This window comes from Spirabiliibacterium pneumoniae (assembly GCF_014884995.1).
GTDB lineage: Bacteria > Pseudomonadota > Gammaproteobacteria > Enterobacterales > Pasteurellaceae > Spirabiliibacterium > Spirabiliibacterium pneumoniae.
Genome location: NZ_JABMII010000004.1, coordinates 204,463 through 218,413 on the forward strand (window position 1 = coordinate 204,463; position 13,951 = coordinate 218,413).

15 protein-coding genes and 2 pseudogenes are annotated in these 13,951 nt (G+C 47.6%); 13 read left to right on the forward strand and 4 right to left on the reverse strand.

Annotated elements, in window-relative coordinates:
* The first annotated feature begins 2 nt into the window (after positions 1-2).
* The 13 genes and pseudogenes from HPC38_RS03375 to agaF all read left to right on the forward strand — a co-directional run bounded on the left by HPC38_RS03375 (position 3) and on the right by agaF (position 10,751).
* Positions 3-920, forward strand: coding sequence for a 2-dehydro-3-deoxygalactonokinase (locus HPC38_RS03375; RefSeq protein WP_208119865.1), 918 nt, complete (start codon positions 3-5; stop codon positions 918-920).
* A 4-nt stretch (positions 921-924) separates the two neighbouring features.
* Positions 925-1,542 (forward strand): 2-dehydro-3-deoxy-6-phosphogalactonate aldolase, encoded by a 618-nt coding sequence (locus HPC38_RS03380; protein ID WP_208119866.1) that lies wholly within the window; start codon positions 925-927, stop codon positions 1,540-1,542.
* Between the two features lie 75 nt (positions 1,543-1,617).
* Positions 1,618-2,100: a tRNA (adenosine(37)-N6)-threonylcarbamoyltransferase complex ATPase subunit type 1 TsaE gene (gene tsaE, locus HPC38_RS03385; RefSeq protein WP_235977604.1), complete on the forward strand. Its 483-nt coding sequence runs from the start codon at positions 1,618-1,620 to the stop codon at positions 2,098-2,100.
* A 35-nt stretch (positions 2,101-2,135) separates the two neighbouring features.
* Positions 2,136-2,486 (forward strand): annotated as a pseudogene (locus HPC38_RS10425) (AMIN domain-containing protein); the annotation flags it as partial.
* Positions 2,487-2,600: 114 nt separating this feature from the next.
* Positions 2,601-3,503, forward strand: a pseudogene (locus HPC38_RS03390) (N-acetylmuramoyl-L-alanine amidase); the annotation flags it as partial.
* A gap of 7 nt (positions 3,504-3,510) precedes the next feature.
* Positions 3,511-5,301, forward strand: a complete 1,791-nt coding sequence (gene mutL / locus HPC38_RS03395; RefSeq protein ID WP_208119869.1) for a DNA mismatch repair endonuclease MutL — start codon at positions 3,511-3,513, stop codon at positions 5,299-5,301.
* Positions 5,294-6,244, forward strand: a complete 951-nt coding sequence (miaA, locus tag HPC38_RS03400; protein WP_208119870.1) for a tRNA (adenosine(37)-N6)-dimethylallyltransferase MiaA — start codon at positions 5,294-5,296, stop codon at positions 6,242-6,244. The genes mutL and miaA overlap by 8 nt, the downstream gene beginning before the upstream one ends.
* Positions 6,245-6,353: 109 nt before the next feature.
* The gene (gene hfq / locus HPC38_RS03405; RefSeq protein ID WP_208119871.1) at positions 6,354-6,617 is read left to right on the forward strand and encodes an RNA chaperone Hfq; all 264 of its coding nucleotides are present in this window, start codon (positions 6,354-6,356) and stop codon (positions 6,615-6,617) included.
* Between the two features lie 14 nt (positions 6,618-6,631).
* Entirely contained in the window at positions 6,632-7,972 is a 1,341-nt protein-coding gene (hflX, locus tag HPC38_RS03410; protein WP_208119872.1) for a ribosome rescue GTPase HflX, read from the forward strand.
* Positions 7,973-8,155: 183 nt separating this feature from the next.
* Positions 8,156-8,635 carry a PTS N-acetylgalactosamine transporter subunit IIB gene (gene agaV / locus HPC38_RS03415; protein ID WP_208119873.1) on the forward strand — a complete coding sequence of 160 codons (480 nt, stop codon included), beginning with the start codon at positions 8,156-8,158 and terminating at the stop codon, positions 8,633-8,635.
* 11 nt (positions 8,636-8,646) lie between these two features.
* A complete protein-coding gene (gene agaW / locus HPC38_RS03420; RefSeq protein WP_208119874.1) occupies positions 8,647-9,423 on the forward strand; it encodes a PTS N-acetylgalactosamine transporter subunit IIC in 777 nt (258 codons plus the stop codon).
* The gene (agaE, locus tag HPC38_RS03425) at positions 9,413-10,261 is read left to right on the forward strand and encodes a PTS N-acetylgalactosamine transporter subunit IID (protein WP_208119875.1); all 849 of its coding nucleotides are present in this window, start codon (positions 9,413-9,415) and stop codon (positions 10,259-10,261) included. Before agaW ends, agaE begins: the two co-directional genes overlap by 11 nt.
* Before the next feature lie 49 nt (positions 10,262-10,310).
* On the forward strand, positions 10,311-10,751 hold the full coding sequence (agaF, locus tag HPC38_RS03430) for a PTS galactosamine/N-acetylgalactosamine transporter subunit IIA (protein WP_208119876.1): 441 nt from the start codon (positions 10,311-10,313) through the stop codon (positions 10,749-10,751).
* A gap of 20 nt (positions 10,752-10,771) precedes the next feature.
* Here agaF and yjjG read toward each other — a convergent pair whose 3' ends face one another.
* Genes yjjG through djlA form a run of 4 tightly spaced genes read right to left on the reverse strand, consistent with a single transcriptional unit; the run spans position 10,772 to position 13,856 of the window.
* A complete protein-coding gene (gene yjjG, locus HPC38_RS03435; protein WP_208119877.1) occupies positions 10,772-11,461 on the reverse strand; it encodes a pyrimidine 5'-nucleotidase in 690 nt (229 codons plus the stop codon).
* Complete coding sequence (gene dusC, locus HPC38_RS03440; protein ID WP_208119878.1) at positions 11,448-12,407, reverse strand: tRNA dihydrouridine(16) synthase DusC; 960 nt, start codon at positions 12,405-12,407, stop codon at positions 11,448-11,450. The genes yjjG and dusC overlap by 14 nt, the downstream gene beginning before the upstream one ends.
* On the reverse strand, positions 12,400-13,008 hold the full coding sequence (locus tag HPC38_RS03445; protein WP_208119879.1) for a DUF2238 domain-containing protein: 609 nt from the start codon (positions 13,006-13,008) through the stop codon (positions 12,400-12,402). Before HPC38_RS03445 ends, dusC begins: the two co-directional genes overlap by 8 nt.
* Positions 13,008-13,856, reverse strand: a complete 849-nt coding sequence (gene djlA / locus HPC38_RS03450; RefSeq protein ID WP_208119880.1) for a co-chaperone DjlA — start codon at positions 13,854-13,856, stop codon at positions 13,008-13,010. Before djlA ends, HPC38_RS03445 begins: the two co-directional genes overlap by 1 nt.
* Positions 13,857-13,951: the final 95 nt, after the last annotated feature.

Consider the following 13,951-nt stretch of genomic DNA (forward strand, 5'->3'; position numbering starts at 1 on the left):
TCATGCTAGAACAAAAACCATCAAATCACGCTCATCTGATTGCCGTAGATTGGGGAACATCTTCATTTCGTGCAAGAATAATAGGGCCACAAGGTGATATTATTGATAGTGTGTCAACAGATGAAGGCATTTTGAAAGCCTCTCCAAACTTCGAAACTGTGCTTTTTACACACATCACCCAGCTACAAGGCTATAGCGCTGAATTGCCTATTGTGATGTCTGGAATGATTGGCTCTAAAAATGGCTGGCTTGAAACACCTTACACATCACTTCCTTGCGATGCCAGCACACTTGCAAAAAATATGCTTGAAGTACCAAATAGCCAAAACGCCAAAATCTTGCTCATTCCTGGTGTAAACAAAACAGAAAAATCACCTGATGTTATCCGCGGGGAAGAAACTGAAATTATTGGTGCCATCAGTGCATTAAACTTAACCGATGCTTCAATGATTATCACGGGCACTCACTCTAAAGTTGCCACCATAAAAAATGCAAAAATGGTAGATTTTAAATCCTTTTTAACCGGAGAGATGTTTCACGCTCTTTGCCAATCAACTATATTAGGTGCATTTAAGGGTAGCGTTGATAGCCAATCAGTATGGTTCAAGCAAGGAGCCCAAAAAGGTTTCGAATCTAAACATGGCGGTGAATTGCTTAATCATATTTTTTTATCTCGCACCAAAGTCTTATGTGGTGATCTGCCACAGGAACATGCCATGAGCTTTTTAAGTGGCGTTCTTATTGGCGCAGAAATCGGCGCATCATCTTATCAAGATGACACTATTTGGATCATGGGTAATGGTAAATTACCACGAGCCTACGCCAGCGCACTGGATTATCTTGGATTTCACTTTAGGATAGTACCAGATAATACCGTTATTCAAGGCACATTATCCATCTTTAACCAATACAAAGGATGACATTATGCAGAACAAATTTGAACTTTGCCTTAGCACTTGCCCAATTATTGCTATACTGCGAGGCGTGACTCCCCAAGAGTGTATTGATGTCGGTAATTTACTCTATCAAGCTGGCATTAGAATTATTGAAGTGCCACTCAATTCACCTTCACCTTTTGAAAGTATCAAGTTACTTAAAAATCATTTCAAAGAAAAAGCTATTATTGGAGCTGGCACTGTTCTGTCGGTCAAAGATGTTATTGCGTTGCACGAAATTGACGCAGAAATTGTTATCGCCCCTAATTTGGATATTGACGTTGGGCTCAAAACCAAACAATTAGGAATGCTATGGCTGCCAGGCGTAATAACACCATCTGAGGGTTTCACTGCACTAAAATACGGTGCTGATGGTTTGAAACTTTTTCCATCTGAAATGATTTCACCTTTCGTTATCAAAGCATGGAAAAGTGTTTTTCCTAAAAATACAAAACTCATCCCCGTCGGCGGTGTTAATGCAGAAAATAGTAAAGCCTTTATGCAAAGTGGCGCGTGTGCACTTGGTATCGGTGGGAATATTTTCAAAGCAGGCGATACTCTAGATGAGATTCAAACTAAAACACAACGGCTTATCGAATCACTGTAATTTAGTACTATGCAGTTGTAATCTTGTCATAACCACCCTAAGATAGCGGCATTGTTTGATGTTAGAGGATTAATGATGCAGGGGTGGACTAAACCATGTGAAGATGAAACCGCACTTTTGAATGTGGCGCAGGCTTTTGCTCACGCTATTCAGGCGCAAAATACCGCACTTTGTGTGTATTTAAACGGTGATTTGGGTGCGGGCAAGACGACATTTAGCCGTGGCGTGGTGCAAGCTTTAGGTCATCAGGGTAATGTAAAAAGCCCAACCTACACATTGGTGGAAGAGTATCATCTTTCTCCTATGGCGGTGTTTCATTTCGATCTCTACCGCTTGGCTGACCCTGAAGAGTTAGAATTCATGGGCATTCGGGACTATTTTGAAAGCCAGGCGCTGTGTTTGCTTGAGTGGGCAGAAAAAGGCGAGGGCTTTATTAAGCCGCCAGATATTGTGCTAGATATTGCCTATCAAGCAGCAGGAAGGGCGTTGAGCTTTACACCGAAAACCCCACTCGGCGCACAAATCATTTGCCAATTGGCGCAAATTTTCGCACAATAAGCAGTTTAAACATCAACTGAGGGGAACTGGCTGTGATGAGCAAATTGGCTCGCGTTTTGAGTGCGGTGGCGCTGTTTTTTTTGCTTTGTGTTTCAGCGTTTGCTGGCACGCTAAATGCTGTCAAGGTGGCAGAAAATAATACTAATACACAGGTGCAATTCTCATTTTCGCTGCCGAGTAAATTCAGTTATTTTGCGCTACATAACCCTGAGCGTTTGGTGATTGATTTTCAAAATAGCCAATTAGACAATAACTCACTGCTCCCTGTGCGTGGCAGTGGTGCAGTAAAAAAAGTGCGCACCAGCCAATCCCCACGCAGCACGACCTTGCGAGTGGTGTTAGAACTTGAAGGTCAAAGTACGGTCAAATTTGCGCAAAAAGGCAAAACGGTGACCGTCAGCGTGCCGAAAAGTGCTGGCGCAAAAAGCCAAAGTGCGGTCAGCACCGCCAAGCAAGTCAGCCAAAGCAAACCCGTTGCGAAAGCTGCTCCCGTGCCACCAATGCGCCGTTCAAGTGTGCTGACCATCGCCATTGATGCAGGCCACGGCGGCAAAGACCCAGGGGCAACAGGCGCCAATTTACAAGTGCGCGAGAAAAATGTTACCTTGCAAATTGCCAAAGAACTGAAAGCCATGCTGGACGCTGACCCACGTTTTCGCAGTGTGCTCACGCGCCGAGGTGATTATTATATTTCTGTGCCTGAGCGTTCAGAAATTGCACGCAAAAATAAAGCCAATTATCTTATTTCTATCCATGCTGATTCCAACGTGTTAGCGAGCTTCCAAGGGGCGTCGGTGTGGGTGCTGTCGAACAAGCGTGCTAACAGTGAGATGGGGCGCTGGCTTGAAGATCACGAAAAGCAATCCGAACTGCTCGGCGGCGCGGGCAATGTGTTGGCCTCGCACGATGAAAAATACCTCAACCAAACCGTGTTAGACTTGCAATTTGGACATTCACAACGGGCGGGCTACCAATTGGGGCAGTCAATTTTGCGCCGTATTGGGCGGGTGGCGAGTTTGAGTAAAAACCGTCCGCAACACGCCAGCCTTGGGGTGTTACGCTCGCCAGATATTCCTTCCGTGTTGGTGGAAACGGGCTTTTTATCCAATGCCCGCGAGGAACAGCTGCTGTCCACCACCGCGCACCGCCGCAAGATTGCCAATGCCATTTATCAAGGCTTAATTGATTACTACAACACCAGTGGTGAGGCCGCCAATTATAAAAGTGCGGTCAGCACCCGCAGCAAAAATGTCGCCAGCGATGATACGCCGAGCATGCATGTTGTCAAGCCAGGGGAAAGTTTGGGGCTGATTTCGATTAAATACAATATTAAATTGCGCGAGTTGCGCCGCTTAAATGGGCTGAAAGATGACAACGTGCGCGTTGGGCAAAAAATTAAGTTGAAATAAGATGCCGATTCAAATCCTGCCACCACAATTGACCAACCAAATCGCCGCAGGCGAAGTGGTGGAGCGCCCTGCGTCTGTGGTGAAAGAGCTGGTGGAAAATAGCCTTGATGCTGGCGCAAGTGAGATTGTTATCGACATTGAACGCGGCGGCGCGCAATTAATTCGGGTGCGCGATAATGGCGTGGGCATCGCCAAAGATGAGTTAGCCCTTGCGCTCGCGCGCCACGCCACCAGCAAAATCAGCGACCTTGATGATCTTGAACATATTTTAAGTTTTGGCTTTCGGGGCGAGGCGCTGGCAAGCATCAGTTCAGTGTCGCGCCTGACACTCACCTCACGCACCGCCGAGCAAAATGCCGCATGGCAAGTGTATGTGGAAGGGCGCGATATGCTCGCCACCCTCAAGCCCGCCGCGCACCCTGTCGGCAGCACGGTGGAGGTGGCAACACTGTTTTACAACACGCCCGCACGGCGCAAATTTATGCGCACCGAGAAAACCGAATTTAGTCATATTGATGAAGTTATCCGACGCATTGCGTTAGTGAAAAACACCACCGCCTTTACGCTAACCCACAACGGCAAAGTGGTGCGGCAATACCCCAAAGCGCAAACCGACGCCCAAAAACGCAAACGCCTCAGCCAAATTTGCGGTGCGGATTTTGTGCAGCACGCGCTAGAAATTAACTGGCAACATGACGGCTTACACCTTTATGGCTGGGTGGCAGACACGCAATTTTTACGCCATCAAAATGATCTCAATTACAGCTATGTCAACGGTCGCATGATGCGTGATAAAACCCTTTTGCACGCCATTCGCCAAGCCTACGGCGAACAGCTCGACACTCAGCTCTACCCCGCTTTTGTGCTGTTTTTGGATCTCGATCCGAGTTTGGTGGATGTGAATGTACACCCCGCCAAACACGAAGTGCGGTTTCATCAAGCGCGCTTAGTGCATGATTTTATTTATCAAGGGGTTAAAGACGCGCTCAGCCAAGCAGAACAACTGCCATTGGATACACCAAGCCACACGCCTAATCGCGCGGCTGCGGGTGAAAATAGTTTTGCTTCGCGCCATCTCGGCACGCCTTACACCCCCAATAAGCCCAGTGTGCCAAAAGCGTGGCGTGAGAGCTATCGCCAGCTGCTGGCAACAGACAGTGCACACGAGCCACAAGAACATTACGCCAGCACGCCTGTTTGTACCTCGGGCAAACAACAAAATGCGCTAGCCACTTCACTGGAAACACAAAGTGCGGTCGAACAACCGCCCAGCCGCCATCTGCGCTTGTTGACACTGCTCACTGACAGCCAGTTAATTTTACTGCAACGCCAACAGCACATTTTTGTCTGTCAGGCTCAAAAATTAGCGCAGTGCGCACTGTCTCTTGAGCTGCGCCAAAACGTGGATAAACACGCCTTGCTGATTCCCCTCGCACTTAAGTTAGACGCTCAGCAATTTGCCCATTGGCAAGCACAAGCAGAATGGTTTCATACGCTAGGATTTGAGGTGAGTGTGTACTCACAAGGCGCGCAACACCGCCTGACCTTTGCTGCCGTACCGCGACAGCTGCGCCAGCAAAACTTGCAAGCCTGTGTGCTCAGTGCGCTGTCCACGCAACACAACAGTTTAGTGGCTATGATTGATGCGCTGTGTCGCCCCATTGCTCACAACACGGCCTCCTTAGCAGACGCCAGCCAAGCATTAATCACGATTGAACGTTATGACGACAAGGCCTTGACCGCACTTTTAATGCCGTTAGATTTAAGCCATTATCGAGGCGCACATGAATAAGCCTCTTGCGATTTTTTTAATGGGGCCGACCGCCTCGGGCAAAACCAACTTAGCCATTGAGCTGCGTAAACAGTTGCCTTGTGAGCTGATCAGTGTCGATTCCGCGTTGATTTATCGTGGCATGGACATTGGCACAGCAAAGCCGAGTGCTGCAGAACTAGCCCTTGCCCCACACCGTTTAATTGATATTAAAGACCCATCGGAAAGCTACTCAGCCGCGGATTTTCGCGCTGATGCCCTGCGTGAAATGGCAGAGATTTGCGCGCAAGGCAAAATCCCGTTGCTGGTGGGCGGCACGATGCTTTATTTTCGCGCTTTGCTGGAAGGATTATCACCACTGCCCGCTGCCGATAGCAAAGTGCGGTTGGAAATCGAACGTGTTGCGCAGGCAAAGGGCTGGGCGCATCTGCACCAAGAATTAGCCAAAATTGATCCCATTTCCGCCGCACGCATTCACCCCAATGATCCACAGCGGATCAACCGTGCATTGGAGGTGTATTATATTTCAGGCAAGAGCTTAACAGAACTGTCGCAAACGCTCGACGATGATTTGCCCTATCACATTGTGCAGTTTGCTATTGCGCCCGCGGAGCGCGAGATTTTGCACCAGCGCATTGAGCAGCGCTTTGATATGATGCTCTCTCACGGCTTTGAGCAAGAAGTGCGCTCGCTCTATGCACGCGGTGATTTGCACCTTGATCTCCCTTCTATGCGCTGTGTGGGCTATCGTCAAATGTGGGCCTATCTGCGCGGTGATTATGACTGGGAAGAAATGCGTTATCGTGGCATTTGCGCCACGCGCCAGCTCGCTAAGCGGCAAATGACTTGGCTGCGCGGTTGGAAACACCCGCTCACTTGGCTAGACAGCCTGCAAGGTGAACAAAATAAAAATCGCGTTTTGCAAAAAATAACACAAAGTGATAATTTCCCTTCGCTTTCCTGATGACTTTTGTCAAGAAAATTGCTATATTGAGCGCGGAGACTTGTTTTCTTTATTTCTCACATAATTATGTTATTTTTGAAACTAACCTATAACAATTAAGGAATTCATTATGGCAAAAGGACAATCCTTACAAGATCCTTATTTGAACTCGCTACGTCGTGAGCGCATTCCTGTTTCAATTTATCTCGTCAATGGCATCAAGTTGCAAGGGCAAATTGAGTCATTTGATCAGTTCGTGATTTTGTTGAAAAACACGGTTAGCCAAATGGTGTATAAACACGCGATCTCAACCGTTGTGCCCGCTCGTGCAATTTCACACCACAGTGGTAATGCCAGCCCAGTGGCCAGCAGCGAAAGCATTGAAAACAGCTAAGGCCATTGTGCTGAATGCCTGAAGTGGCGCAAAAGGCTAACACCGCCTTTGATATTACCGTCAGTGCGGCTAAAGGCGTACATGAACACGAGAAAGCCATTCTCGTGCATGTGTTTTTTTCGCAGCAAAAAGATGTTGAAAACATTGAAGAGTGCCGCCTGCTAGCAAATTCTGCTGGCGTTGATGTGCTGGAGGTGCTCACCACAAGCCGCGCAACGCCACAAGCCAAATATTTTGTCGGTCTAGGCAAAGCGGAAGAAATTGCTGCAGCGGTAAAAACGCACGGTGCCGATTTGGTGTTAGTCAACCATGTGCTTAGTGCGGCACAAAATCGCAATTTAGAAAAACTCTGCGATTGCCGCGTGATTGACCGCACAACCTTAATTTTAGATATTTTTGCCCTGCGTGCACGCTCCCACGAAGGTAAACTACAGGTGGAACTCGCCCAACTCAAACATATTTCCACCCGTCTTGTACGCGGCTGGACGCACCTTGAGCGGCAAAAAGGGGGGGTTGGGTTACGTGGCCCAGGTGAAACCCAGCTGGAAACCGACCGTCGTCTAATCAAAGTGCGGTTAAGCCAACTGCAAGCGAAGCTCGCTAAAGTCAGCGCACAACGGCATTTAAATCGTCGCACACGCCAAAAAGCAGAAATCCCAACCGTATCCATCGTGGGCTACACCAATGCAGGTAAATCCACTTTATTTAATGCGCTCACCCGCGCTGATGTGTACGCCGCCGATCAATTGTTCGCAACCCTTGACCCCACATTGCGCCGACTTGAGCTTGAGCAAGTGGGCACCACGATTTTGGCTGACACGGTGGGCTTTATCCGCCACCTACCACACGATTTGGTGGAAGCCTTTAAATCGACCTTACAAGAAACCACCGAAGCCACATTGCTCTTACATGTGTTGGATGCCAGTGATGAACGCCGTGAAGAAAATATTGAGGCAGTGTGTGGCGTGCTCGATGAAATTGGCGCACAAGATGTGCCACAGCTATTGGTGTATAACAAGATTGATCAATGCGAAAATGTTACGCCGCATATCGACTACGATGATCAAGGTCGACCAAGCGCGGTGTATATCTCGGCCCAGATGGGATTAGGGCTAGACTTATTAGTCGATGCAATGACGCAGTGGCTGAAAAATACCATGCTCACGCTATCATTAACCTTGCCCGTACACGCTGGCAAGCTGCGCCACGTGCTTTATCAACAAAATGCCATCACCCATGAGCAAATTGATGAGCACGGTAACTTTTTGCTCGCCCTTCATATCGACAGTGTCAAATGGCAGCAATTACTTGCTCGCCACGCCGAACTCACCAGTTTTATCACTGAGAAAAACTAAACCGCACTTTTCTTATTGTTTAATCCCAAAAACAAATTTTGTGAACTAGCTCTTGTTTCACATCTTTGTTGCTTTACGCATATAGAAAACGTTTACATAATATTGTTACCACATTTTTAATCGCAACGATGTAAGTAAACCGTTTGGGTTAGCCCCCATAGGCTATATGCTAAGGAGAAAAATATGCCAAATATTGTACTAAGTCGTATTGATGAAAGATTGATCCACGGCCAAGTGGGTGTGCAGTGGGTTGGCTTTGCTGGCGCAAATTTAGTCTTGGTTGCAAATGATGAAGTTGCGGAAGATGAAATGCAGCAAAACTTAATGGAAATGGTGCTTGCCGATGGTATTGCTGTACGTTTTTGGCCACTGCAAAAAGTGATCGATAACATTCATAAAGCAGCTGATCGCCAAAAAATTCTTTTAGTGTGCAAAAAGCCTGCCGATTTTTTAAAACTTGTAGAAGGCGGAGTGCCAATCACGCGCATCAATGTCGGCAATATGCACTTCACTGAAGGCAAAAAACAAATCCATAAAACGGTTTCTGTTGATCAAGAAGACATTCAAGCGTTTGAAAAACTGAAAACACTCGGCGTGGAATGCTATGTGCAAGGCGTACCAACAGAAGAATCTCACGATCTGTTCAAATTACTCAATAAATAAGGGGGCATAGAATGGAAATTAGTTTACTGCAGTCCATTATACTCGGTATAGTGGCGTTTTTTGCAGGGCTTGACCTGTATAACGGCTTAACCCACTTTCACCGCCCTGTTGTACTTGGGCCGATTGTCGGCTTGGTGCTAGGCGATTTGCAAACAGGTATCCTTGTTGGCGGTACTCTTGAGTTAGTATGGATGGGCTTAGCTCCATTGGCTGGCGCTCAACCACCAAATGTGATCATCGGTACCGTGGTTGGCACCGCCTTTTCTATCACCACAAAAACCGACCCGAAAGTCGCCGTAGGGGTGGCCGTACCATTTGCCATCGCGGTACAAATGGGGATCACTTTCCTGTTCTCTGTGATGTCTGCAGTGATGTCTCGCTGTGACCAAATGGCAGAAGAGGCTAATTTGCGCGGCATTGACTGGGTTAACTACTTAGGCTTAGCGGTGTTGGGGACTTTCTATTTCTTCTGTGCTTTCTTACCCGTCTATTTCGGCGCCGATCATGCTGGTAAAATCATCGAAATGTTGCCAAAACAAGTGATCGATGGTCTCGGTGTTGCTGGTGGCATCATGCCAGCTATCGGATTTGCTGTGCTAATGAAGATCATGATGAAAAATGTCTATATTCCGTATTTTATTTTAGGTTTTGTTGCAGCTGCCTGGTTGAAACTACCCATCTTGGCGATTGCTACCGCAGCCACTGCTATGGCGTTAATTGACTATGCACGCAAAGGCACAGAAAAACCTGTTGTTGTGAAAAAAGAGGAGTTTGAAGATGGAATCTAAAACAACCGAGCAACAAGCACTGCAAAATGACAATTTCTATGAAGATCAAACCATTGGTGCTGAACTGACAAAACATGATATTAACGTGATGGCATGGCGTTCACTGTTGTTGCAAGCGTCTTTCAACTATGAACGTATGCAGGCAGCTGGTTGGCTTTATGGTCTTTCTCCTGCGTTGAAAAAAATCCATACCAACAAAAATGACTTAAGCCGTGCCATGAAAGGCCACTTAGGCTTTTTCAACACACACCCCTTCTTGGTGACTTTTGTTATGGGGATTGCTTTGGCAATGGAGCGTTCAAAACAAGATGTGAATGCCATTCAATCGACCAAAATCGCCGTGGGTGCGCCACTTGGTGGAATTGGGGATGCGATGTTCTGGCTCACCTTATTGCCAATTTGTGGTGGTATTGGCGCAAGTTTGGCATTGCAAGGCTCAATTATGGGTGCCATTTTCTTCTTTGTGGTGTTCAACATTGTACACTTTGCCTTGCGTTTTGGTTTGGCGCACTACTCTTACCGCATGGGGGTTGCTGCCATTCCAGTTATCAAAGCTAACACCAAAAAAGTGGGTCACGCCGCCTCTATGGTAGGGATGACCGTAATTGGTGCATTGGTTGCAACCTACATCCGCTTTAACACGACCCTTGAAATTACCGCCGGGGACGCGGTAGTAAAAGTGCAAGAGGATGTGATCGACAAACTGATGCCGGCATTCTTCCCATTGGTGTACACCTTGCTCATGTACTACCTTGTCAAACGTGGCTGGTCGCCACTACGCTTAATTATTCTCACAGTGATTTTAGGTATCGGTGGACGTTTCTTAGGCGTATTATAATGATAATATCGGCTGGGCTTCCAGCCGATGATGTTTACAGGAGTCAAACATGATTAGTATGATTGTGCTTGGTCACGGGCAATTTGGATCTGGCTTGCAGGCTGCAATGCAGCAAGTTATTGGCCCACAAGATAATGTGGCTTTTTTGAATTTTACCGAAAGCAAAAGCCCTGCGGAGTTAAGAGAGGAAATTGAAACTGCACTTGATGAAATGGGACGTGATGATGGCGTGTTATTTTGCTGCGATATTTTAGGGGGTACACCATTTCGCACCGCCTCGACTATCGCGCACAGTTTAAACACCGTTGAGGTGGTTGCTGGGGCTAACTTGCAAATGATCATTGAATGTGCAATGGAAAAAGACGCTTTATCCTTCCCAGAATTGGTGGATTTGGCGGTGGAAAGCGGCACTCGCGGCATCGTTAAACTCAGCGAGGAATTAGCTAAGAAAAAACAAAGTCGCCCTGATGACGAAGAAGATGGCATCTAACCATTCGATAAAAAGTGCGGTCAAACCGCACTTTTGTCCATCACAATCGACACCAATTCATCCATCGCGCGAATCTCAAATGTCAACGGATATACCTCATTTTGAACCGCTTTGGGGTTGAACCAACAACACGACAGACCTGCGTTCATCGCACCTTGAATATCCGTTTCAAGGCTATCACCCACCATCAAAACCGCACTTTTATCACGCACGCCCGCTTGTGTCAGCGCATAATCAAAAATGCCCTTATGCGGTTTTGCCACCCCAACTTGTTCAGAAATCGCCACAAAGGCAAAATGGTGCGCTAAGCCCGTGCGTTCTAGGCGCAACTGCTGCAATGCTGTAAAACCATTCGTGATGATCCCAAGTTTCACATCGTGGGCGCGCAAGCACTCCAGCATCTCAACAACGCCAGGCAACGGCTGGCAAATTTCCGCCATTTTAAGCAAAAATTGATGGTTTAGCGCCTCGGCACTGACGCGCAATTTAGCAGCCAGCTCAGCAAAGCGCGTAGTTTGCAACTGCGCGGCGGTGATTTGCCCTTGATTATATTGCGCCCAGAGTGGCTTATTGAGCTGTTGGTATTGCGCAAAATCCTGCGCATTAAATCCCACACCGTAATCGGCCAGCAGCAGTTGCAGCCCGCGGAAAGAATCAAATGAGAATAGCGTTTCATCTGCGTCAAAAAAGACCCAATCAAATCGTGCCATCAATATACTCCTTGGCATAGTCTGCTACTGCACCGCAAAGTGCGGTACGATCCATAATCGGTTTGATACGCTCAAACAGTGTATGCGCATCATCATATTGCACCATTAAAAAACGCAACCACTGCTTGATGCGCGCAATATGATACAGCACGCGTTGCTGTTCGTCGTCCAACGCAAGGTATTCCAACAGCAGCGCCACTACCTCACTCCACGTCATCGCGTTAGCCTGCTGTTTAACTACGCGCGATAAGTTGGGCAAACTTAATGCACCGCGTGCTACCATCAAGCCTGAACACTGCGTCACCTGAGCACAGCGTTTTGCATCTTGCTCGTTCCAAATCTCCCCATTGGCGAACACAGAAATGGGTAAACGTTGCACCAGTTCAGCAATTTTTCCCCAGTCAATTTTTTCCGCGCGATAGCCATCAAGCTTAGTGCGCCCGTGCACGGCGATTTCATCTGCGCCACCTTGCACTACAGCATCAGCAATCTCAAAAGCTTCCGCACTGCTTGCCCAGCCTAACCGCACTTTCACACTCACCACCGCCGAACCTGCTGCTTGACGTAGTGCGTGCGTAGCGCGATAAATCAGTTCTGGATCTTTGAGCAAACTGGCGCCACCACAGCTGCCATTGACCGTTTTTGATGGGCAGCCGCAGTTGAGATCAATACCATGAGAGCCCAGCGCAATAGCCAGTGCCGCGTTTTCAGCCAACACATCGGGTGATTGTCCTAACAATTGCACCCTCACGGGCGTGCCCGCTTTTGTGCGTCCTTGGTTCAACAGCTCTGGGCAGAGGCGATAAAACACTTTTTCAGGCAAACGTTGGTCAACTACTCGTACAAATTCCGACACGCATAAATCGTAGTCATTCACGCGCGTGAGCAACTCTCGCATCAACGGATCGAGCACCCCTTGCATCGGAGCAAGAATAATATTAGTCATTGCGGTGTTGCACACAAAAAAGGCAAAGTGCGGTCAGTGCGCCAAGTGTGTCAGCCAGTATATCTTTTTGCGCGTCCCACTCGTCCCCTTGGCTGCCTAAAAATGCCACACCTTCATCACCACCTGCGATCACAGCATACTGCCATTCAATCAGCTCATAGCTTGCCGCTAAGCTCATGATAAAAAACAGCCCAAATAGTATAGCTAAAGTGCGGTGGCATGCACGCTTACGCAGTAGTAGCTCCGCAACAGGATAAGCATACAAACCAATCGCAAAATGCGCCACACGGTCAAAATGGTTGCGTCCTTCCCCCAGCCAAGGGCTGAGCAATTCACTGCCCCACGCAAACGGCACTCGCTCAAAGGTATAATGTGCGCCAATAGTGTGCATAATCAGCCAAGCACTCATCAACACATAGGCCGTTTGGCTAAATTGAAACTTAGCATAAGTGAGTACTAACAAAGCAAACACAGCAATAATCGGAATCGCTTCAGCATACCACACTGCGCGTGAGTAGGGTGCGCTGCCCGACCAAATAAGCAGACACAAAATAAACCCGCACAACAGTGCGGGTAATAAATGACACGCGCGCAAAGGCATTATTTCCACCCATTGGCTTTGCAGATCATATCGTATGCCGCTTGAATTTTTTGCGCCTTCTCTTTGGCAATTTCCATCATTTCAGGCGGCAGCCCTTTTGCCACCAGTTTATCGGGGTGATATTCATTCATCAATTTGCGGTACGCACGCTTGACGGTGGTTTTATCATCATTTTCACTCACGCCTAACACTTGATAAGCGGAATGTAGGCTGCTTTGGCTGGTATAGCCACCGCGTTGCCCTTGATACTCATAATCTCCTTGGCTTTGACTACGCTGCTGATAGCCACCACTGGTAAAATTTTGCGCAGCAAAAATCATCGCCATCATTTGTTCAAATTGTAGCTGACTTAAGCCTAACTCTTGGGCGATAACAAACAGCAATTCGCGCTCGGCAGTTTCAATTTGCCCATCTAAAAGTGCGGTTTGAATCTGAATGTCCAAAAACATCCGCAGCAAATCAGGTCGTTGCCCACAGCTTTGGCGAAACTCTCGGATCACTTGGCGTACAGGAAAATCACTCTGTTTGCCTTGATTAAACGCCTCTTGCGCCATTTTGCGCCCATTCGCATCTAGATTCAGGCGGCTCATCAGCGATTGCGCCATTTGGATATCTTCTTCCGTCACCCGCCCCTTCGCTTTACTCAAGTGCCCCATCACTGCAAAAGTGGTTTGCAAAAATAACTGCTGGCGCGTTAACTTGCGACTAAAAATACTTGAACTGACCGACCCCATTTCATAGAGTTTTTTGTCCGCCATGTGCCCCAAAATGACACCAAAAATCGCGCCGAAAAAGCCACCATAACGGTAGCCCAAAATAAAACCTAAAATTTTCCCGATAAAATTCATTTCCTATCCTTGACCGCACTTTGGTTTTTTCACATTCGCGACAGTATACCAAAAGTGCGGTTAAAGCCCAAAGAAAAAGGCAGCCGTGGCTGCCT

Coding starts and splice junctions, on each gene's coding strand:
- HPC38_RS03375 (WP_208119865.1), top strand. CDS start 3: ATGCTAGAACAAAAACCATCAAATCACGCTCATCTGATTGCCGTAGAT.
- HPC38_RS03380 (WP_208119866.1), top strand. CDS start 925: ATGCAGAACAAATTTGAACTTTGCCTTAGCACTTGCCCAATTATTGCT.
- tsaE (WP_235977604.1), top strand. CDS start 1,618: ATGCAGGGGTGGACTAAACCATGTGAAGATGAAACCGCACTTTTGAAT.
- mutL (WP_208119869.1), top strand. CDS start 3,511: ATGCCGATTCAAATCCTGCCACCACAATTGACCAACCAAATCGCCGCA.
- miaA (WP_208119870.1), top strand. CDS start 5,294: ATGAATAAGCCTCTTGCGATTTTTTTAATGGGGCCGACCGCCTCGGGC.
- hfq (WP_208119871.1), top strand. CDS start 6,354: ATGGCAAAAGGACAATCCTTACAAGATCCTTATTTGAACTCGCTACGT.
- hflX (WP_208119872.1), top strand. CDS start 6,632: ATGCCTGAAGTGGCGCAAAAGGCTAACACCGCCTTTGATATTACCGTC.
- agaV (WP_208119873.1), top strand. CDS start 8,156: ATGCCAAATATTGTACTAAGTCGTATTGATGAAAGATTGATCCACGGC.
- agaW (WP_208119874.1), top strand. CDS start 8,647: ATGGAAATTAGTTTACTGCAGTCCATTATACTCGGTATAGTGGCGTTT.
- agaE (WP_208119875.1), top strand. CDS start 9,413: ATGGAATCTAAAACAACCGAGCAACAAGCACTGCAAAATGACAATTTC.
- agaF (WP_208119876.1), top strand. CDS start 10,311: ATGATTAGTATGATTGTGCTTGGTCACGGGCAATTTGGATCTGGCTTG.
- yjjG (WP_208119877.1), bottom strand. CDS start 11,461: ATGGCACGATTTGATTGGGTCTTTTTTGACGCAGATGAAACGCTATTC.
- dusC (WP_208119878.1), bottom strand. CDS start 12,407: ATGACTAATATTATTCTTGCTCCGATGCAAGGGGTGCTCGATCCGTTG.
- HPC38_RS03445 (WP_208119879.1), bottom strand. CDS start 13,008: ATGCCTTTGCGCGCGTGTCATTTATTACCCGCACTGTTGTGCGGGTTT.
- djlA (WP_208119880.1), bottom strand. CDS start 13,856: ATGAATTTTATCGGGAAAATTTTAGGTTTTATTTTGGGCTACCGTTAT.